22 protein-coding genes are annotated in these 17,392 nt (G+C 66.8%); 20 read left to right on the top strand and 2 right to left on the bottom strand.

The genetic code is table 11. The annotated features are described in order from the left end of the window. Nucleotides 1–5: 5 nt before the first annotated feature. From IB268_RS01220 to IB268_RS01145, 16 genes are all read left to right on the top strand, one after another. Nucleotides 6–251 (top strand): BolA family protein, encoded by a 246-nt coding sequence (locus IB268_RS01220; protein ID WP_013390953.1) that lies wholly within the window; start codon nucleotides 6–8, stop codon nucleotides 249–251. Beyond that, nucleotides 251–1,516 carry a UDP-N-acetylglucosamine 1-carboxyvinyltransferase gene (gene murA / locus IB268_RS01215; RefSeq protein WP_054455494.1) on the top strand — a complete coding sequence of 422 codons (1,266 nt, stop codon included), beginning with the start codon at nucleotides 251–253 and terminating at the stop codon, nucleotides 1,514–1,516. The genes IB268_RS01220 and murA overlap by 1 nt, the downstream gene beginning before the upstream one ends. After that, a complete protein-coding gene (gene hisG, locus IB268_RS01210; RefSeq protein ID WP_054455497.1) occupies nucleotides 1,513–2,190 on the top strand; it encodes an ATP phosphoribosyltransferase in 678 nt (225 codons plus the stop codon). The genes murA and hisG overlap by 4 nt, the downstream gene beginning before the upstream one ends. A 53-nt stretch (nucleotides 2,191–2,243) precedes the next feature. Next, on the top strand, nucleotides 2,244–3,548 hold the full coding sequence (hisD, locus tag IB268_RS01205; RefSeq protein WP_054455499.1) for a histidinol dehydrogenase: 1,305 nt from the start codon (nucleotides 2,244–2,246) through the stop codon (nucleotides 3,546–3,548). Next, on the top strand, nucleotides 3,545–4,633 hold the full coding sequence (gene hisC / locus IB268_RS01200; protein ID WP_192353709.1) for a histidinol-phosphate transaminase: 1,089 nt from the start codon (nucleotides 3,545–3,547) through the stop codon (nucleotides 4,631–4,633). Before hisD ends, hisC begins: the two co-directional genes overlap by 4 nt. Nucleotide 4,634: 1 nt before the next feature. Continuing rightward, nucleotides 4,635–5,222 (top strand): imidazoleglycerol-phosphate dehydratase HisB, encoded by a 588-nt coding sequence (gene hisB / locus IB268_RS01195; protein ID WP_013390948.1) that lies wholly within the window; start codon nucleotides 4,635–4,637, stop codon nucleotides 5,220–5,222. Nucleotides 5,223–5,257: 35 nt separating this feature from the next. After that, the gene (gene hisH, locus IB268_RS01190; RefSeq protein ID WP_054455503.1) at nucleotides 5,258–5,953 is read left to right on the top strand and encodes an imidazole glycerol phosphate synthase subunit HisH; all 696 of its coding nucleotides are present in this window, start codon (nucleotides 5,258–5,260) and stop codon (nucleotides 5,951–5,953) included. Nucleotides 5,954–6,009: 56 nt separating this feature from the next. After that, a complete protein-coding gene (gene hisA, locus IB268_RS01185; RefSeq protein ID WP_054455505.1) occupies nucleotides 6,010–6,750 on the top strand; it encodes a 1-(5-phosphoribosyl)-5-[(5-phosphoribosylamino)methylideneamino]imidazole-4-carboxamide isomerase in 741 nt (246 codons plus the stop codon). Continuing rightward, nucleotides 6,747–7,565: an imidazole glycerol phosphate synthase subunit HisF gene (gene hisF, locus IB268_RS01180; RefSeq protein WP_119449858.1), complete on the top strand. Its 819-nt coding sequence runs from the start codon at nucleotides 6,747–6,749 to the stop codon at nucleotides 7,563–7,565. Before hisA ends, hisF begins: the two co-directional genes overlap by 4 nt. A 283-nt stretch (nucleotides 7,566–7,848) precedes the next feature. After that, entirely contained in the window at nucleotides 7,849–8,253 is a 405-nt protein-coding gene (hisI, locus tag IB268_RS01175; RefSeq protein ID WP_054455509.1) for a phosphoribosyl-AMP cyclohydrolase, read from the top strand. Continuing rightward, nucleotides 8,250–8,600, top strand: coding sequence for a phosphoribosyl-ATP diphosphatase (locus tag IB268_RS01170; RefSeq protein ID WP_054455510.1), 351 nt, complete (start codon nucleotides 8,250–8,252; stop codon nucleotides 8,598–8,600). Before hisI ends, IB268_RS01170 begins: the two co-directional genes overlap by 4 nt. Nucleotides 8,601–8,617: 17 nt before the next feature. Then, nucleotides 8,618–8,986, top strand: coding sequence for a histidine triad nucleotide-binding protein (locus IB268_RS01165; RefSeq protein WP_054455512.1), 369 nt, complete (start codon nucleotides 8,618–8,620; stop codon nucleotides 8,984–8,986). A 14-nt stretch (nucleotides 8,987–9,000) separates the two neighbouring features. Next, nucleotides 9,001–9,231 (top strand): Sec-independent protein translocase subunit TatA, encoded by a 231-nt coding sequence (tatA, locus tag IB268_RS01160; RefSeq protein ID WP_054455514.1) that lies wholly within the window; start codon nucleotides 9,001–9,003, stop codon nucleotides 9,229–9,231. 71 nt (nucleotides 9,232–9,302) lie between these two features. Continuing rightward, nucleotides 9,303–9,827 (top strand): Sec-independent protein translocase protein TatB, encoded by a 525-nt coding sequence (gene tatB, locus IB268_RS01155; protein WP_125471990.1) that lies wholly within the window; start codon nucleotides 9,303–9,305, stop codon nucleotides 9,825–9,827. Further along, a complete protein-coding gene (gene tatC, locus IB268_RS01150) occupies nucleotides 9,824–10,615 on the top strand; it encodes a twin-arginine translocase subunit TatC (RefSeq protein ID WP_054455518.1) in 792 nt (263 codons plus the stop codon). The genes tatB and tatC overlap by 4 nt, the downstream gene beginning before the upstream one ends. Nucleotides 10,616–10,692: 77 nt before the next feature. Next, on the top strand, nucleotides 10,693–11,061 hold the full coding sequence (locus IB268_RS01145) for a helix-turn-helix domain-containing protein (RefSeq protein ID WP_054455520.1): 369 nt from the start codon (nucleotides 10,693–10,695) through the stop codon (nucleotides 11,059–11,061). Nucleotides 11,062–11,088: 27 nt separating this feature from the next. On the opposite strand, the gene IB268_RS01140 is transcribed toward IB268_RS01145, so the two are convergent. Then, a complete protein-coding gene (locus IB268_RS01140) occupies nucleotides 11,089–12,249 on the bottom strand; it encodes a trypsin-like peptidase domain-containing protein (RefSeq protein WP_192353708.1) in 1,161 nt (386 codons plus the stop codon). Between the two features lie 19 nt (nucleotides 12,250–12,268). Between IB268_RS01140 and IB268_RS01135 the strand changes: the two genes are divergently transcribed. The 3 genes from IB268_RS01135 to IB268_RS01125 all read left to right on the top strand — a co-directional run bounded on the left by IB268_RS01135 (nucleotide 12,269) and on the right by IB268_RS01125 (nucleotide 15,322). Further along, complete coding sequence (locus tag IB268_RS01135; protein WP_054455525.1) at nucleotides 12,269–13,045, top strand: Nif3-like dinuclear metal center hexameric protein; 777 nt, start codon at nucleotides 12,269–12,271, stop codon at nucleotides 13,043–13,045. 268 nt (nucleotides 13,046–13,313) lie between these two features. Beyond that, nucleotides 13,314–13,940, top strand: coding sequence for a glutathione S-transferase family protein (locus tag IB268_RS01130; RefSeq protein ID WP_175212851.1), 627 nt, complete (start codon nucleotides 13,314–13,316; stop codon nucleotides 13,938–13,940). Between the two features lie 50 nt (nucleotides 13,941–13,990). Continuing rightward, nucleotides 13,991–15,322 carry an MFS transporter gene (locus IB268_RS01125; protein ID WP_192353707.1) on the top strand — a complete coding sequence of 444 codons (1,332 nt, stop codon included), beginning with the start codon at nucleotides 13,991–13,993 and terminating at the stop codon, nucleotides 15,320–15,322. Nucleotides 15,323–15,355: 33 nt separating this feature from the next. On the opposite strand, the gene IB268_RS01120 is transcribed toward IB268_RS01125, so the two are convergent. Further along, the gene (locus IB268_RS01120) at nucleotides 15,356–16,384 is read right to left on the bottom strand and encodes an AraC family transcriptional regulator (protein WP_054455530.1); all 1,029 of its coding nucleotides are present in this window, start codon (nucleotides 16,382–16,384) and stop codon (nucleotides 15,356–15,358) included. Nucleotides 16,385–16,528: 144 nt separating this feature from the next. Between IB268_RS01120 and IB268_RS01115 the strand changes: the two genes are divergently transcribed. Further along, nucleotides 16,529–17,296 carry an aldolase gene (locus IB268_RS01115; protein WP_175163688.1) on the top strand — a complete coding sequence of 256 codons (768 nt, stop codon included), beginning with the start codon at nucleotides 16,529–16,531 and terminating at the stop codon, nucleotides 17,294–17,296. Nucleotides 17,297–17,392: the final 96 nt, after the last annotated feature.

Below are 17,392 nucleotides of genomic sequence, written 5' to 3'. Positions count from 1 at the left end.
CGTCCATGCTTCCCACTCCCGCGCAAGTCCGCCAATACATCGCGGACGGCCTGCCCTGTGAACACCTAGACGTGCAAGGCGACGGCTCGCATTTCGACGCGGTCATCGTCAGCACCGCCTTCGAAGGCAAGCGCCTGATCCAGCGCCACCAGCTGGTCTATGCCGCGCTCGGCGACCGCATGAAGGCCGAGATCCATGCGCTGTCCATGCGCACCCTGACTCCCGCCGAATACCAGCAAGCAGGCAAGTAATGGACAAGCTACGCATCACCGGAGGTTCGCGCCTGCAAGGCGAAATCTCCATCTCCGGCGCCAAGAACTCGGCCCTGCCCATCCTGTGCGCAGGCCTGCTGACCGCCGACGCGCTGACCCTCAGCAACGTGCCGCACCTGAACGACACGGCCACCATGCTGCGCCTGCTAGGCCGCATGGGCATGCGCGCCGAGCGTGACGCGGACGGCACGGTCACGCTGCAGGCCAACCAGGTCGACAAGCTGGAAGCTCCCTACGATCTAGTCAAGACCATGCGGGCCTCCATCCTGGTGCTGGGCCCTCTGCTGGCGCGCTTCGGCGAAGCCCGCGTCAGCCTGCCCGGCGGCTGCAGCATTGGCCAGCGCCCCGTGGACCAGCACATCAAGGGCCTGGCCGCGCTCGGCGCGGAAATCAGCATCGAACACGGCTTCGTGGTGGCGCGCGCCAAGCGCCTGAAGGGCGCCTCCGTGCGCACCGACATGGTCACCGTCACCGGCACCGAGAACCTGCTGATGGCCGCCGTGCTGGCCGAAGGCCGGACCGTGCTGGAAAACGCCGCCTGCGAACCGGAAGTGGTGGACCTGGCCGAACTGCTCATCAAGATGGGCGCTCGCATCCAGGGCCACGGCACCAGCCGCATCGTGATCGACGGCGTCGAGCGCCTGCATGGCGCCGAACACCGCGTCATCTCCGACCGCATCGAAGCCGGCACCTTCCTGTGCGCCGTCGGCGCGGCGGGCGGCGACATCGTCCTGCGCAATACCGACGCGGACATCCTCGGCGCCACGCTGGGCAAGCTGACCGAGGCCGGCCTCACCATCGAGACCGGCCCCGACTGGATCCGCTGCGCCATGTCCTCGCGCCCTCGCGCCGTGGGCTTTCGCACGCTGGAGTACCCCGGCTTCGCCACCGACATGCAGGCCCAGGTCATGGCGCTGAACGCCGTGGCCGAAGGCACCTCGGTCGTCGTCGAGACCATCTTCGAAAACCGCTACATGCACGTGCAGGAACTGCGCCGCATGGGCGCGGACATCGACATCGACGGCCACACCGCCATCGTGCGCGGCGTGCCGAAGCTGTCGGGCGCCACCGTCATGGCCACCGACCTGCGCGCCTCGGCCAGCCTGGTCATCGCCGGCCTCGCGGCCGAAGGCGAAACCCTCGTCGACCGCATCTACCACCTGGATCGCGGCTACGACCAGATGGAAGTCAAACTGCGCGCCCTGGGCGCGAACATCCAACGCGTCACCAAGGAACAGGCATGAACGATGCCACCGTCATCCCCCCCTTGACCCTGGCCCTGTCCAAAGGGCGCATCTTCGAAGAAACCATGCCGCTCTTGGCCGAGGCCGGCATCGAAGTCCCCGAGAATCCCGAAAGCTCGCGCAAGCTGATCCTGCCCACCAGCGACCCCGGCCTGCGCCTGATCATCGTGCGCGCCTCGGACGTGCCCACCTATGTGCAGTACGGCGCGGCCGACCTCGGCATCGCGGGCAAGGACGTGCTCATCGAGCACGCCAAGGAGCAGCCCGGCGGCCTGTATCAGCCGATCGACCTGAACATCGCCAAGTGCCGCCTGGCTGTGGCCGTGCGCAAGGGCTTCGACTATGAAGGCGCCGTCCACCAGGGCGCGCGTTTGCGCGTGGCCACCAAATACGTGCAGTCAGCCCGTGAACACTTCGCGGCCAAGGGTGTGTACGTGGACATCATCAAGCTGTATGGTTCGATGGAACTGGCGCCGCTGGTGGGACTGGCCGACTGCATCGTGGACCTGGTGTCCACCGGCGGCACCCTGCGCGCCAACGACCTGGTCGCGGTGGAAGACATCATGCCGATCTCCTCGCGCCTGATCGTCAACCAGGCCGCGCTGAAGACCCGCGGCGCCCGCCTGCAACCGCTGCTGGACGCCTTCGAAAGAGCCGCTGCCCGCAACGCCTGACCCTCGCCCGCCGCGACGCCGCGGCGGCCGTTACCTGCTTGCTCCATGACGCCATGGCCCTGATCAATCGTCTCGACTCCCGCGATCCCGGATTCAAATCCGCCCTGTCCACGCTGCTGGCCTTCGAAGCCACCGAGGACGAATCCATCGACCGCGCCGCGGCCGGCATCCTGGCCGACGTGCGCGCCCGCGGCGACGCCGCGCTGGTGGAATACACGCAGCGCTTTGACCGCATGCCCGGCGCATCGGCCCAGACGCTGGAGATCCCCAAGGCGGACTGGCAGGCGGCCCTGGCCGCGCTGCCCGCCGCTCAGCGCAACGCGCTGGAAGCCGCCGCCGACCGCGTGCGCAGCTACCACGAACGCCAGCGCGCCGAGACCTGGACCTACACGGATGCCGACGGCACCATGCTGGGCCAGCAGGTGACTCCGCTGGACCGCGTGGGCCTGTATGTGCCCGGCGGCAAGGCCGCCTATCCGTCCTCGGTGCTGATGAACGCCATTCCGGCCAAGGTCGCGGGCGTGCAGGAACTGGTCATGGTCACGCCCACGCCGGACGGCGTGCGCAATCCCATCGTGCTGGCCGCCGCGGCCATCGCCGGCGTGGACCGCGTCTTCGCCATCGGCGGCGCGCAGGCCGTGGGCGCGCTGGCCTACGGCACCGCCACCGTGCCGGCCGTGGACAAGATCGTCGGCCCGGGCAACGCCTACGTCGCCGCCGCCAAGCGCCGCGTGTTCGGCGTCGTCGGCATCGACATGATCGCCGGCCCCAGCGAAATCCTGGTCATCTGCGACGGCAAGACGCCGGCCGACTGGATCGCCATGGACCTGTTCTCCCAGGCCGAGCACGATGAACTGGCGCAATCCATCCTGCTGTGCCCGGACGCCGCCTTCATCGAAGAAGTGCAGGCCTCGATCGAACGCCTGTTGCCCACCATGCCGCGCGCCGACATCCTGCGCGTCAGCCTGGCCAACCGCGGCGCGCTGATCCTGGTCCAGGATCTCGAAGAAGCCTGCCGGATCGCCAACGACATCGCGCCCGAGCACCTCGAGATCTCCACCGAGAACCCCGAAAAATGGACCGCGCAGATCCGCCACGCAGGCGCCATCTTCATGGGCCGCTTCAGCTCCGAATCGCTGGGCGACTACTGCGCCGGTCCCAACCACGTGCTGCCGACCTCGCGCACTGCGCGCTTTTCCTCGCCGCTGGGCGTCTATGACTTCCAGAAGCGCTCCAGCCTGATCCAGGTTTCGCACCAGGGCGCCCAGAAGCTGGGCCGCATCGCCGCCGAACTGGCGCTGGGCGAGGGCCTGCAGGCGCATGCCGCCAGCGCCCAATACCGGATCGACCAGCCATGACCGTGCCGGGCCGCATCGCCGGCACCGTCCGGGCGGACATCCGCGAGCTGGCCGCCTATCCCGTGGCCCATGCCGAGGGCTGCATCAAGCTCGACGCCATGGAATGCCCCTACGAACTGCCCGAGGCGGTTCGCGACGACATCGCCCGCGCCGTGCGCGACACGCCGCTGAACCGTTACCCCGCGGCTGACCTGTCGGCGCTGCAAGCGGCCGTGAAAGCGGCCTTCGGCGTGCCGGATGGGGCAGACGTGCTGTTCGGCAACGGCTCGGACGAGCTCATCCACATCGTGGTGCAGGCCTGCTGCAATCCGGGTGACACGGTGCTGTCGCCCTGGCCGTCGTTCGTCTACTTCGACATGGCCGCGCGCTTCGACCACGCCCGCTTCGTCGGCGTGCCGCTGACGGCCGACCTGACCCTGGACTTGCCGGCCATGCTGGCCGCCGTCCAGGAACACCAGCCCAAGGTGGTGTTCCTGGCCGTGCCCAATAACCCCACCGGCGGCCTCTGGTCCGATGAGGATGTAGCGGCCATCATCGCCTCCGCCCCCGGCCTGGTGGTGCTGGACGAGGCCTACCAGCCCTTCGCCGGCCACACCTGGATGCCGCAGGTGCTGGACGCGCCGAACGTGGTCGTCATGCGCACGGTGTCCAAGATCGGCCTGGCCGGCCTGCGCTTCGGCTACCTGGCCGGCCACCCAGCCTGGATCGCGGAACTGAACAAGGTCCGCCCGCCCTACAACCTGGACGTGCTGACCCAGGCCACGCTGTCGGCCGTGCTGCGCCACAAGCCGGTGCTGGACGAACAGGCCGCCCGCCTGCGTGCAGACCGCGAACCGCTGGCCGCCGCCCTGGCCCAACTGCCCGGGGTGCGGGTATTCCCTTCCGCCGGCAACTTCGTTCTTGCCCGCTTTTCCGGCAAGCTGGACGGCAACGCCGTGCATCTTGCCCTGAAAACGCGCAAAATATTGATTCGCAACTTCTCCAACGCCCATCCGCTGCTGGCCAACTGCCTGCGCATCTCGGTGGGCGCCCCGGCCGAAAACGCCGCCTTGCTATCCGCCCTGCAAGAGATTTTGAGTGCTTAACATGCGTACCGCTGAGATCACCCGCAACACCAACGAAACCCGCATCCGCGTGGCCGTCAATATCGACGGCACCGGCAAGCAGACGATCGACACCGGCGTGCCGTTCCTGGACCACATGCTGGACCAGATCGCCCGCCACGGCCTGATCGACCTCGACATCAAGGCGGAAGGCGATCTGCACATCGACGCGCACCATACGGTGGAAGACGTGGGCATCACGCTGGGCATGGCCATCGCCAAGGCGGTCGGCACCAAGGCCGGCCTGCGCCGCTACGGTCACGCCTACGTGCCGCTGGACGAAGCGCTGTCGCGCGTGGTGGTGGACTTCTCCGGCCGCCCGGGCCTGGAATACCACATCCCCTTCACCCGCGCCCGCATCGGCGACTTCGACGTGGACCTGACGCGCGAATTCTTCCAGGGCCTGGTCAACCACGCCCTGATCACGCTGCACATCGACAACCTGCGCGGCGTCAACGCCCACCACCAGGCGGAAACGGTCTTCAAGGCCTGTGGCCGCGCCCTGCGCATGGCCATGGAAGTCGATCCCCGCATGGGCGACGTCGTGCCCTCCACCAAGGGCGTGCTGTAACACCTCCGCCATCCACCCGCAGCAGGCAGAAAGAAGTGACCACTATCGCCATCGTCGACTACGGAATGGGCAATTTCCATTCCGTCGCCCGCGCCCTGAAATACGCCGCCCCCGATGCCGACATCCGCATCTGCAGCCAGCCCCAGGAAATCGCCGCGGCCGACCGCGTCGTGTTTCCCGGCCAGGGCGCCATGGCGGACTGCATGCGCACCCTGAACGAATCCGGCCTGCGCGAGGCCGTGGTGCGCGCCGCGCGCGAGAAGCCTCTGCTGGGCGTCTGCGTGGGCGAACAGATGCTGTTCGATTCCAGCGAGGAAGGCGGCACCTCCTGCCTGGGGCTGTTCCCCGGCGTGGTGCGCCGCTTCTCGGGCCCCGGCTTTGCCGATCCCGTCAGCGATGACGCGGCCTGCCTGACCGACGCCGGCGGCGCCGGACTGGCCGACACCCGCCCCGAGCGCCTCAAGGTCCCGCACATGGGATGGAACAAAGTGCGCCAGACGCGCTCTCATCCTATCTGGGCCGGCATTCCGGACGAAACGCACTTCTATTTCGTCCATAGCTACTACGCCGACCCGGAAGATCCGGACCTGACTGTTGGTGAAACCGAGTATGGCCTTGCCTTTACCTGCGCGGTGGCGGCAGCTAACATTTTCGCGGTGCAGTTTCATCCCGAAAAGAGCGCCGAGCACGGTTTGCGCCTGTATCGCAATTTTGTAGACTGGCAGCCGTAGGCTCCGAGCCCACGCCCGCCAGCCCTTTCAACCCATATATTTTTTCGCTGCCCACCATGCTGCTGATCCCCGCCATCGATCTCAAAGACGGGCGCTGCGTGCGCCTGCGCCAGGGTGACCTGGACGATGCAACGGTGTTCTCTGAAGACCCCGCCGCCATGGCCACACGCTGGCTCGACCAAGGCGCTCGCCGCCTGCATCTGGTCGACCTGAACGGCGCCGTCGCCGGCAAACCCAAGAACGAAGCCCCCATCAAGGCGATCCTGGACGCTGTCGGCGACGACATCCCCGTGCAGATCGGCGGCGGCATCCGCGACCTCGACACCATCGAACGCTACCTCGACGCCGGCATCTCCTACGTGATCATCGGCACGGCCGCGGTCAAGAATCCCGGCTTCCTGCAGGACGCCTGCGGCGCCTTCCCGGGCCAGATCATCGTCGGCCTGGACGCCCGCGACGGCAAGATCGCCACCGACGGCTGGAGCAAGCTGACCCGCCACGACGTGCTCGACCTGGCCAAGAAGTTCGAGGACTACGGCTGCGAAGCCATCATCTACACGGACATCGGCCGCGACGGCATGCTGTCCGGCGTCAACGTCGAAGCCACGGTCCGCCTGGCCCAGCACGTGCGCATCCCGGTCTACGCATCGGGCGGCATCGCCGGCATCCAGGACATCGAAGCTCTCTGCGCCGTCGAGGAAGACGGCGTCGAAGGCGCCATCCTGGGCCGCAGCATCTACGAAGGCACGCTCGACTTCCAAGCGGCGCAGGCACGCGCCGACGAACTGGCAAAATGACCACCTCCAGCAGCACCCCCGCGGCCGGCGCGCCCGTGCAAAGCGCGCTGACCCGCCGCATCATTCCCTGCCTTGACGTCACCGCGGGCCGCGTCGTCAAGGGCGTGAACTTCGTCAACCTGCTCGACGCGGGCGACCCCGTCGAGATCGCCCGCCGCTACAACGAACAGGGCGCCGACGAACTCACCTTCCTCGACATCACCGCCACCAGCGACGGCCGCGACCTGATCCTGCCCATCATCGAGCAGGTGGCCTCGCAGGTTTTCATTCCGCTGACGGTGGGCGGCGGCGTGCGCCAGGTGTCCGACATCCAGCGCCTGCTGAATGCCGGCGCCGACAAGATCAGCATCAACAGCGCCGCCGTGGCCAATCCGGAACTGGTCCGGGCCGCTTCGGACTACCACGGCTCGCAATGCGTGGTGGTGGCGATCGACGCGCGCCGCGTCTCGGCCGCGGGCGAACCCGCCCGCTGGGAAGTCTTCACCCACGGCGGCCGCAAGGCCACCGGGCTGGACGCCGTGGCCTGGGCGCGCCGCATGGCCGCCTACGGCGCCGGCGAAATCCTGCTGACCAGCATGGACCGTGACGGCACCAAGTCCGGCTTCGACCTGGAACTCACCCGCGCCGTCTCGGACGCCGTGCCCGTGCCCGTCATCGCCTCCGGCGGCGTGGGCAACCTGCAGCATCTGGCCGACGGCGTCACCACCGGCCGCGCCAGCGCGGTGCTGGCCGCCAGCATCTTCCACTTCGGCCAGCACACTGTGGGCGAGTGCAAGCACTTCATGGCTGAGCAGGGCATCCCGGTCCGGATGTAGCCCCCCCGAAGCGCCTGCGGCGCTTCCCCCCCAGGGGGGTGCCGCAGCGGACCGGCAGAGCCCGGCTCCGCGCGGCCCCGCTTGTGTGGCGCCTCGAATTGCATAGGCCGGATTGCTTGGCACGCATTGAAAAACCCAGCTCGGCTGGCCTGGATTGGGGATAGTCTGGATCAGTTTGGGAGGCCCCTCTCAGGCGTGCAACAAGGTATTGCCGTAAGATTATGAGTCCCCACGCGCCAGTGGCGGCCTGCAAGGCGCCGCGCGAGGACAACGGATGAATGAGATGAGCAACGAACCCGCCTGGATGGCCGATGTCGTCTTCGACGAAAACGGCCTGATACCCGCCATCGCGCAGGACGCCGAAAACGGCCAGATCCTGATGGTGGCCTGGATGAACCGCGAATCGCTCGCCGAAACGGCCGCCACCGGGCGCGCCGTTTACTGGTCGCGTTCCCGCCAGCGCCTCTGGCGCAAGGGCGAAGAGTCCGGCCATGCCCAGGAAGTCCATGAACTGCGCCTGGACTGCGACGGCGACGTGATCCTGCTCAAGATCCACCAGCAAGGCGGCATCGCCTGCCATACCGGGCGCGCCAGCTGCTTCTACCGCCGCCTGGAAGGCCAGACCGACCAGGCATCCTGGATCACGGTGGACCCCGTGCTGAAAGACCCCGAACTGATCTACAAATGACCGCTCAAGCCGCAAGCGCCGCCGAAATCCTCGCGCGCATCGCCGATACCCTGGAAACCCGCCGTCCCGAAAACGGCGGCGATCCCCAAGCCTCCTATTCCGCCAAGCTGCTGGCCAAAGGCCCGGACGCCTTCCTCAAGAAGATCGGCGAAGAAGCCACCGAACTGGTCATGGCCGCCAAGGACGGCGTGCCCGACCGCATCGTCAGCGAAACCGCCGACCTGTGGTTCCATTGCCTGGTGGCCTTGACCCATTTCAAGCTTCGGCCCGAAGACGTACTGGCCGAACTGGCTCGCCGCGAGGGCCTGTCCGGCCTGGTGGAAAAGGCAAGCCGCCCGCAAGATTGAACACGGAACCCGGAAAAATGAGCGACAACTGTATTTTCTGCAAGATCGCCGCTGGCGACATCCCGTCCAAGAAAATCTACGAGGACGAGGACTTTGTTGCGTTCCACGACATTAATCCGGCCGCGCCGGTACATTTATTGCTGATCCCTCGACGTCATGTCACATCCATGCAGGATATTAAGGGGGAGGACGCAGAATGGTTGGGTAGAATGATGTCGTTAGCGCCGCGGTTAGCCGCTGAAAACGGTTGCAATCCGGGCCCTGATGGCGGATTTCGCATCATGATCAATTCTGGCGTCGAAGGCGGCCAGGAAGTCCCGCATCTGCATTTCCACATCATCGGCGGCTCGCGACCCTGGAAAGGGCGCGTGGCCCCCAACGCGTAATTCGGAGAAACATCATGGGTAGTTTCAGCATCTGGCATTGGTTGGTTGTCCTGGTCATCGTGGCGCTGATTTTCGGCACCAAGAAGCTGCGCAACATCGGCTCGGACCTCGGCGGCGCGGTCAAGGGCTTCAAGGAAGGCATGAAGGACGCCAACGGCGGCGACAAGCCGGCCGAACCGATCGCGCAACAACGCGTCTCCGGCGACACCATCGACGTGCAGGCCAAGGAAAAATCCAACTCCTGAGCGCCTGCTCGGCTCCCGGGCCGTCCTGAACAGGCCGGCCCTTATTGCATCCACTCCCGAGCGGCCGTCGAATGTTTGATGTCAGCTTCACTGAACTGATGGTGATCGGCGTCATCGCCCTGATCGTCATCGGCCCCGAACGCCTGCCCAAGGTTGCCCGCACCGTCGGCCACCTGCTCGGGCGCGCGCAGCGTTACGTCAATGACGTGAAATCCGATATCCAGCGCGAAATCGAGCTCGACGAACTGCGCAAGTTCAAGAGCGAAATGGAAGATGCCGCCCAGGGCGTGCAGAAGTCGCTGAACGAAACCCAGGCCTCGCTGCAGGAACCCGTCCAGCAGTTCCGCGCGGAACTCGACGAAGTCGCGCGCGAAGCCAACATCAAGGCCGAACCGGCCGTGGCCAGCGAAACGCCTGCCGAACCCGAGCGCAGCATCGCGCCGCCGCCCGGCCAGAACCACAGCCTGGACCTGGATCTGCCACCGGTGGCTGCGCCTGCGCCTGCCGCAACCCAACAACCCGCGCCCAGCGCGCCCAAGGCCGACGACGCCGCGCCCGCCGCCAAGCCCGTCGCGCCCTCCGGAACCCCGACGTGACCCAGGACGCCTCCCAAGAAGAAGGCCAGCAGGAGACCTTCATCTCCCACCTGGTCGAGCTGCGCACCCGCCTGCTGCGCGCCGCCGCCGCCGTGATCGGCATATTCATCGTGCTGTTCATCTACCCCGGCGCGTCGGCCATCTACGACGTGCTGGCCCAGCCGATGCTGGCTTCGCTGCCCGAAGGCACGCGCATGATCGCCACCGGCGTCATCACGCCGTTCATGGTGCCCGTCAAGGTCACGATGATGGCTGCGTTCATCCTGGCGCTGCCTGTGGTGCTGTACCAGGCCTGGGCCTTCGTGGCGCCCGGCCTGTACCGGCATGAAAAGCGCCTGGCGCTGCCGCTTATCGTTTCCAGCACTTTTCTGTTCATCGCGGGCATGGCGTTCTGCTATTTCGTGGTGTTCCGCACGGTGTTCCACTTCATCGCCACGTTCGCGCCGCAGTCCATTACGCCGGCGCCGGACATCGAGGCCTACCTGAGCTTCGTCATGACGATGTTCATGGCCTTCGGCATCACCTTCGAAGTGCCCGTGGCCGTGGTGCTGCTGGTGAAGATGGGCGTGGTCGAACTGTCCAAGCTGAAGGCAGCGCGCGGCTACGTGGTGGTGGGGGCCTTCATCATCGCCGCCGTGGTCACGCCGCCCGACGTGGTCAGCCAGTTCATGCTGGCAGTGCCTTTGTGCCTGCTGTATGAGGTCGGGCTGATCTGCGCCCGGCTGGTCACGCCCAAACCAGAAGCAGAGAGCGAGGCCGGTTCGGACTCGCTGACAGAACGCCACTGATCCCTTCGGACGGTCCTGCCCACAAAGCAGGACCGTTTCACCTTGTGGGCGGCCTGCGGCAACTCTACATTGCCCTTATGTCACTCGCCCAAAGACTGCATACCCTGATGCGCTGGCGCGGCATCAAAAGCCAGAACCAGCTGGCGCGCATTTCCGGCGTGCCGCAATCGTGCATCCATCGGATCCTCATGCGCGAAGACTGCTACTCGCCGTCTCGCGCCACCTTGCTGCGGCTGGCGCGGGCGCTGGACACCAGCGTGCCGTGGCTGACCGACGGCGTGGGGCCGGGTGGGGATACACCGCAAGACAGCGCATTCCCGCCGGACCATGCCCCGGACGGCTATTGCACGGAAATATGGGCGCTGCTGCGCACCCAATCCGAAAGCACCAAGAAAGCCATCCTGTCGGCGGTGCGCCTGATGGCCAAAGACCCCGCCGCGACCTGAGCCCCCGCCCGCGGACCCGGCCCCGTCCTAGCGCGGCTTGCCCGGGCGCGTACCCACCACCACGGCCAGCTCGGCCGGCTTGCCGCTGCGCAATATTCCCAGCTTGGCGCTCTGGCCCGGCGGCAGCTGCGCGATCTCCGACAGCAGGCTGGCGGTATCCATCATCCGCTTGCCGTTGACCGACTGCACGATGTCGCCCACCCGCAGGCCGCCGCGCGCCGCCGGCCCGTCGCGCATCACGCCAGCGATGATCACGCCGGTGGTGTCGCGGTCCAGCCCAAAGGCGCGTGCCAGCTCCGGGGTGACGTCCTGCGGCTCCACGCCCAGCCAGCCGCGCTTGACCGCGCCGGTCTTGACGATCTCGTCCATGACCTTGCGCGCGATCTCGATGGGGGTGGCGAAGCCTATGCCCATCGACCCGCCTGATTCGGAATAAATGGCGGTGTTGATGCCCACCAGATTGCCGGCGGCGTCGACCAGCGCGCCGCCGGAATTGCCGGGGTTGATCGCCGCGTCGGTCTGAATGAAGTTCTCGTAGGTGTTCAGGCCCAGTCCGTTGCGGCCCAGCGCCGACACGATGCCCAGCGTGGTGGTCTGCCCCACGCCGAACGGATTGCCGATGGCCAGCACCACGTCGCCCACGCGCAAGCCCCGGTCCGGCGCCAGCGTGGCAGCGGGCAGGGCGCGCAAGGTGGCCAGCTTCAGCACGGCCAGATCGGTGTCCGGATCCGCGCCCACCACTTTCGCGGTATCGCGGCGGCCGTCGGACAGCGCAACCTCGATCGCTTCCGCGGCCTGCACCACGTGGTAGTTGGTCAGCACGTAGCCGTCCTGGTTCACGATCACGCCGGACCCCAGGCTGGTCGAGGCCTGCCGCCGGGTCACGCCGGGCACCTGGCCAAAGAACTGGCGCAGCACCGGATCGTCGGGTAGCGGAATCAGCGGCACGTTAACGTGCTTGGTGGTGTATACGTTGACCACGGAAGGAGCCGCGCGGGCCACGCCCTCGGCATAGGACGCCGTGGCCTGGATGCGCGCAGCGGGCGGTCTTGCGGCGGCCGCTGCGGACTGCGGCCCCGCCGCGGGTCCGGCCAGCCGCAGCAGGTCGGGCCGCAAGGTCGTCACGACGAATAGAATACCCAGGCAGACCGTGACGGCCTGAGCAAAGATCAGCCAATATCGGCGCATGATTCTGATAGGACTAGCTATGAGTAAAGTGGACTCCCACGTCCTGGCCAACTGGCTGGACGACACCCTGCAAGCGGCGCGCTTCAAGGACTATTGCCCCAACGGGCTGCAGGTGGAAGGCCGATCCGAAATCGCACACATTATCGCCGGAGTCACGGCCAGCGAAGCCCTGCTGCGCGTGGCGGTCGAACGCGGCGCGGATGCGGTGCTGGTGCACCACGGCTGGCTCTGGCGCAACGAGGACCGCCGCGTCATCGGTACGCGCCGCGCGCGCATGGCCCTGGCCCTGAAAAACGACCTGAACCTGTACGCCTACCATCTGCCGCTGGACGCGCATCCTACGCTGGGCAACAACGCTCAGCTGGCGCGCGTGCTGGGCCTGACGCCCGCGCTGCGCGACGATGGCGCGCCGCAGACCTGTGGCCCCGACAACCTGGTCTGGCTGGGCGCCGCGCAAGGCGTGGCGACGCTGGGCCAGTTGGGCGAGCGCGTGGCCGAGCGCCTGGGCCGCCAGCCGCTGGTGGTGGGCGACCCGGACATGCCGCTGGCGCGCGTGGCCTGGTGCACGGGCGGCGCGCAAGGCATGCTGGGCGATGCGGCGGACGCAGGCGCCAGCGCCTACATCACGGGTGAGGTCTCCGAATCCACGGTGCACCTGGCGCGCGAAACCGGCGTGGGCTTCATCGCCGCAGGCCACCATGCCACCGAACGCTACGGCGCGCAGGCGCTGGGCCAGGCGGTCGCGGAACATTTCGGTATCAAGGTCGAATTCGTCGACATCGACAACCCGGCATAACCGGCAGCGCCCCCAAAGACACGCCCCCGCAAGGGGGCGTTTTCATTGCACGGCGCGCTATGGCCGTGCGCGCCGCTCGCGCCCGAATCGGCAGGACTCGGCTAGGGGAAAACCAGAGGGCGCGATCAAGGCGGCGCCTGTGCGTCGCATCTGGTCAATCGCGGTTCTCTCCCTGTCAATTCCGCACGCAGTCCACAGCCCTAGCATTCCATGCAGCCGCCCGCTGCCGGCCCCTTCCGGCCGGGCCTCCTACACACGGAGCCATTGAATGCTGACCCTCTACGACCACCCGCGCTCCGGCAACTGCTACAAGGTGCGCCTCTTTCTTGCGCTCATCGGCCGGGACTACCAAAGCCGGTTCGTCGACGTGCTGGCCCGCAAGAACCAGACCGCGGAATTCGAGCGCGTCAGCGCCTTCCAGCAGATCCCCGCGCTGACCGATGGCGACACCGCCATCTGGGACAGCCACGCCATCCTGCTGCATCTGGCGCATCACTACGCCCCCGAATGGCTGGCGCCGCTGCCGCGCATCGGCGCCATGCATGCCTGGATGTCGGTATCCGCCAACGAGATCGCCAACAGCCTCCAGCCGCTGCGCCTGACACACGTCGTCAGCAACGCCGAAGCCGCGCACCACCTGGGCGTAAGCGAGGCCCTGCTCGACGTGCCTGGCATGCAGGCCCGCACCGACCGCGTGCTGCAACGCCTGGACCAGCGTCTTGCGAGCCACGCCTGGCTGGCGGGCGGCGATGCGCCGACCGTGGCCGACATTGCCTGCTACGGCTACCTGGCGCTGGCCGAGGAAGCCGCCGTCGACATCGACGCCTATCCCGCCATCGCGGCGTGGCGCAAGCGCATACAGCAGTTGCCGGGGTATGTGCCACCGGGTCCCTGAGGCCCGCGCACAACGACAAAAACCACTATTACAAGACAAGAGGGAACGACATGGACGCCATCCAGGCCGCGCAGCCTATAGCCCAATCACACAAGAAACCGAATCTGTTCCGGGTCGCCGTTGCCACGGTCATCGGCACCGCCGTGGAAGCCTTCGACTTCCTCGCCTACGGTACCGCCGCGGCGCTGGTGTTCAACAAGATTTTCTTCCCGCAGTTCGATCCCGTGACCGGCACGCTGGCCGCCTTCGGAGCCTTCGCCAGCGGCATGCTGGCGCGGCCCATCGGCGGCATCCTCTTCGGCCATTTCGGCGACCGCATCGGCCGCAAGTCCATGCTGACTCTCAGCCTGCTGCTGATGGGCATATGCACGGTGCTCATCGGACTGCTGCCGACCTATGAACAGATCGGCATCTCGGCGGCGGTGCTGCTGGTGGCGCTGCGCATCGGCCAGGGGCTGTCGTTCGGTGGCGAAATGGGCGGCGCCATGCTGATGGCGGTCGAACACGCGCCGCCCAAATGGAAGGCATTCTTCGGCAGCCTGCCGCTGGTGGGCGCGCCTCTGGGCATCCTGCTGTCGGTCGGTTCCTTCGCGCTGGTGACGCGGCTGCCGGAAGAGGACTTCCTGCCCTGGGGCTGGCGCCTGCCGTTCCTGGCCAGCGCCGTGCTCATCGTCGTCGGCCTGTTCATCCGCCACGGCATCGACGAATCGCCTGAATTCGAAGAGGTCAAGCGCGAGAAGGCGCGCAACAGACAGTCCGTGCAAGACAAGATGCCCCTGGGTGAACTGCTGCGCGCGCACGGCAAATCGCTGCTGCTGTGCATAGGCTGCAAGATCGCCGAGGTCACGCTGATCTACACATTCCTGGTGTTCTCGGTTTCCTACGCGGTGTCCAAGCTCGGCTTCAGCCGCGCCGACGCGCTGCATGCCTTGCTCTACGGCGCCGGCGTGCTGATGTTCACCATTCCGCTGTTCGGCGTGCTGGCCGACCGCATCGGCGCGCGCCGCGTCTGTGGCTGGGGCGGCATGCTGCTGGGACTCATGGCCATTCCGATCTTTCTCGCGGTGGGCAGCGGTTCGTTGATGGCATACAGTCTCGCCGTCTTCGTCGCCATGGCCTTCAACTACGCGATCATGATCGCGCCGCAATCCAGCCTCTACAGCGCGCAGTTTCCCGCAGAGCTGCGCTATTCCGGATTGTCCATCGGGGTCCAGTTCTCGGCCGCCATCGGCGGCGGGCTGGCGCCGCTGATCTCGGCCACGCTGGTGCAGAAATTCGACAGCATTCTTCCCGTCGGCGTCTATCTGGCCTTCCTCGGCATCGTGGCCGGCACCTCGGCGTTTCTCATGAAGCCCACGCCGCAGGACCTGCGCCGCGCCTGACGCGCAGGCACGGCAAGAGCAGGCGGCGCGACGCTACGCGCCGCCGTTGCCGCTTCTGGCAGTCTTGCGGTACAAGGCCGGCGACATGCCGAAGCGTTCATGGAAGCGGCGGATGAAATGGCTCGCGTGCTGAAAGCCGCAAGAGGCCGCGATCTCCTTGACCTCGACATGCGCACGCCGCGGATCCTCCAGCGCTTCCCTGGCCAGCTGCAGACGGCGTTCACGCACGTAGCTGGTGTATTGCAGCGAGCGCATCTTGAACAAGCGGTGCACCCAGCGCGTGGTCACGCGCAGCACATCCGCCACCGCCTGCACCGACAGTTCCGGATCGGTGATGTGGGCATCGATGTAGCTGGCCAGCACCTGCCAGTTATCGGCGGGCCCGCGCGCATCGCCCGGTATCTTCTCCAGCGCCTGGCTGGTGTAGATCGAAGCCAGCAGCGCCAACAGCGCCTGTTCGGCAAACAGCGACGACGTCGGGTTCGATTCCGCCTTGTCGAAGAACACATGATGCAGGCAGCGATGGGCGGTCTGCACCATGGGCAGGACGGCCACGCCGCGCTGCGCGGTGAACTGCGACATCGCCAGGCTGTGCGCGCCCAACAGGCGCGACAGCGGCCCCTTGACCACCACAATGCGCGAATCGGTGTACATCCGGATTTCCGATGGCAGCGCGGTCGTGCGGAAGATGATGTCGCCGGGTTCCAGCGGCAGCGTCGCATCGTTCTGCACGATGACGCCGTGTCCGGCAATCACAAAGCTCGCCAGGAACTCCGCATGCTCCAGATCGGCCGCATGTTCCGCGCGGTGCTGCACGCTGATCGGCGTGGACTCCAGACTCACCACCAGCCCGCCCGCGCGCAGCCTGCAGGCCTGCAATAGCAGCCTGGGCGGTTCGGTCAGGGCCCTGAATTCGCCCGGCAGCACCAGCTTGTCCAGCTCGCGCTCGTAGCCAGCGATCTCCTGCGCATAGAAAGGGCGGAACTGGGGCGCAAAGTTCAGATCCGCCTCGGAACAGGCGGGCCGGGCGGAGGGATTCACTGTCTGGCGGGCGCGTGGCATGCTCGGAACACTCAGTCGGGTCGGCCAACACTGGCCGAAAGGCGCCGGCCTTCCTGTCGCATTGAGTCAACCCTCGTTCGTGATCGGTCAATCGCTGGCGGCGGAGGCGGGCGTGTAATGGAGCCATTATCCCAAGGAGACCCCATGCTGGAAAAACAAGCCCATGCCGACGCCTTCTTTGCGCGCTCCGCGAACAAGCTCGACTTCGGGAACTGGAGCGAAGAAGAGAAGGTGGCCCTGAGCTGTCGCATTCTCGCCAGCGAAGGCCATTCGGAAACGCTGGCGGGCCAGATCACCGTACGCAAGGAAGACGGCACGTTCCTGACGACGCCCTTGGCCCAGGCCTTCGACGAGATCGTCCCGGCCTCGGTCATCCGCATCAACGACAACATGGAAGTGCTCGACGGCCCCGGCACGCCGAACCCTGCCGTGCGCTTTCACTTCTGGGTCTATCGCCAGCGTCCCGACGTGCAATGCATCATCCACACGCACCCGCCCCATGTATCGACGCTGTCCATGACGGGCCAGCCGCTGGTCGTCGCGCACATGGACGCGACGCCGTTCCACAACGACTGTGCTCATCTGAAGGAATGGCCCGGCCTGCCCATCGCCGACCAGGAAGGCGAGATCATCTCGGCGGCGCTGGGCGCCAAGCGCAGCATTCTGCTGGCCAACCATGGCTTTCTGGCGGCCGGCTCATGCATCGAGGAAGCGCTGTACCTGTCGGTGCTGATCGAACGCGCCGCCCGCAATCAGCTGCAGGCGGCCGCCGCCTATGGCGAGGTGAAACCGGTGAACGATGCGCTGGCCGCCGAATCGCACGACTTCCTGCTCAAGCCCAGCATCGTGCGCGCAAGCTTCGCCATGTTCGCTCGGCGCGTCGAACGGCAAATGGCTGCGGAACGGGACTAGGGGAAGAAAACAGGCAGCGGATCGTTCAGCGGGGGCCGGCGTGCGCCGGCGGGAACGTCCGCCAGCCGCCGCCCGGATCCGCGTCTGCGTGGATTC

Source organism: Achromobacter sp. ACM01 (assembly GCF_014851745.1).
Taxonomy (GTDB): domain Bacteria; phylum Pseudomonadota; class Gammaproteobacteria; order Burkholderiales; family Burkholderiaceae_B; genus Achromobacter; species Achromobacter aegrifaciens.
The sequence above is the reverse complement of the archived record's forward strand: the minus strand, read 5'-3'. Positions and strand labels throughout refer to the sequence as shown.

Coding starts and splice junctions, on each gene's coding strand:
- IB268_RS01145 (WP_054455520.1), top strand. CDS start 10,693: ATGTCACTCGCCCAAAGACTGCATACCCTGATGCGCTGGCGCGGCATC.
- IB268_RS01165 (WP_054455512.1), top strand. CDS start 8,618: ATGAGCGACAACTGTATTTTCTGCAAGATCGCCGCTGGCGACATCCCG.
- IB268_RS01120 (WP_054455530.1), bottom strand. CDS start 16,384: ATGCCACGCGCCCGCCAGACAGTGAATCCCTCCGCCCGGCCCGCCTGT.
- hisF (WP_119449858.1), top strand. CDS start 6,747: ATGACCACCTCCAGCAGCACCCCCGCGGCCGGCGCGCCCGTGCAAAGC.
- tatA (WP_054455514.1), top strand. CDS start 9,001: ATGGGTAGTTTCAGCATCTGGCATTGGTTGGTTGTCCTGGTCATCGTG.
- IB268_RS01220 (WP_013390953.1), top strand. CDS start 6: ATGCTTCCCACTCCCGCGCAAGTCCGCCAATACATCGCGGACGGCCTG.
- IB268_RS01125 (WP_192353707.1), top strand. CDS start 13,991: ATGGACGCCATCCAGGCCGCGCAGCCTATAGCCCAATCACACAAGAAA.
- IB268_RS01135 (WP_054455525.1), top strand. CDS start 12,269: ATGAGTAAAGTGGACTCCCACGTCCTGGCCAACTGGCTGGACGACACC.
- hisI (WP_054455509.1), top strand. CDS start 7,849: ATGAGCAACGAACCCGCCTGGATGGCCGATGTCGTCTTCGACGAAAAC.
- hisG (WP_054455497.1), top strand. CDS start 1,513: ATGAACGATGCCACCGTCATCCCCCCCTTGACCCTGGCCCTGTCCAAA.
- tatB (WP_125471990.1), top strand. CDS start 9,303: ATGTTTGATGTCAGCTTCACTGAACTGATGGTGATCGGCGTCATCGCC.
- hisB (WP_013390948.1), top strand. CDS start 4,635: ATGCGTACCGCTGAGATCACCCGCAACACCAACGAAACCCGCATCCGC.
- IB268_RS01140 (WP_192353708.1), bottom strand. CDS start 12,249: ATGCGCCGATATTGGCTGATCTTTGCTCAGGCCGTCACGGTCTGCCTG.
- IB268_RS01130 (WP_175212851.1), top strand. CDS start 13,314: ATGCTGACCCTCTACGACCACCCGCGCTCCGGCAACTGCTACAAGGTG.
- IB268_RS01115 (WP_175163688.1), top strand. CDS start 16,529: ATGCTGGAAAAACAAGCCCATGCCGACGCCTTCTTTGCGCGCTCCGCG.
- hisD (WP_054455499.1), top strand. CDS start 2,244: ATGGCCCTGATCAATCGTCTCGACTCCCGCGATCCCGGATTCAAATCC.
- hisC (WP_192353709.1), top strand. CDS start 3,545: ATGACCGTGCCGGGCCGCATCGCCGGCACCGTCCGGGCGGACATCCGC.
- hisA (WP_054455505.1), top strand. CDS start 6,010: ATGCTGCTGATCCCCGCCATCGATCTCAAAGACGGGCGCTGCGTGCGC.
- IB268_RS01170 (WP_054455510.1), top strand. CDS start 8,250: ATGACCGCTCAAGCCGCAAGCGCCGCCGAAATCCTCGCGCGCATCGCC.
- murA (WP_054455494.1), top strand. CDS start 251: ATGGACAAGCTACGCATCACCGGAGGTTCGCGCCTGCAAGGCGAAATC.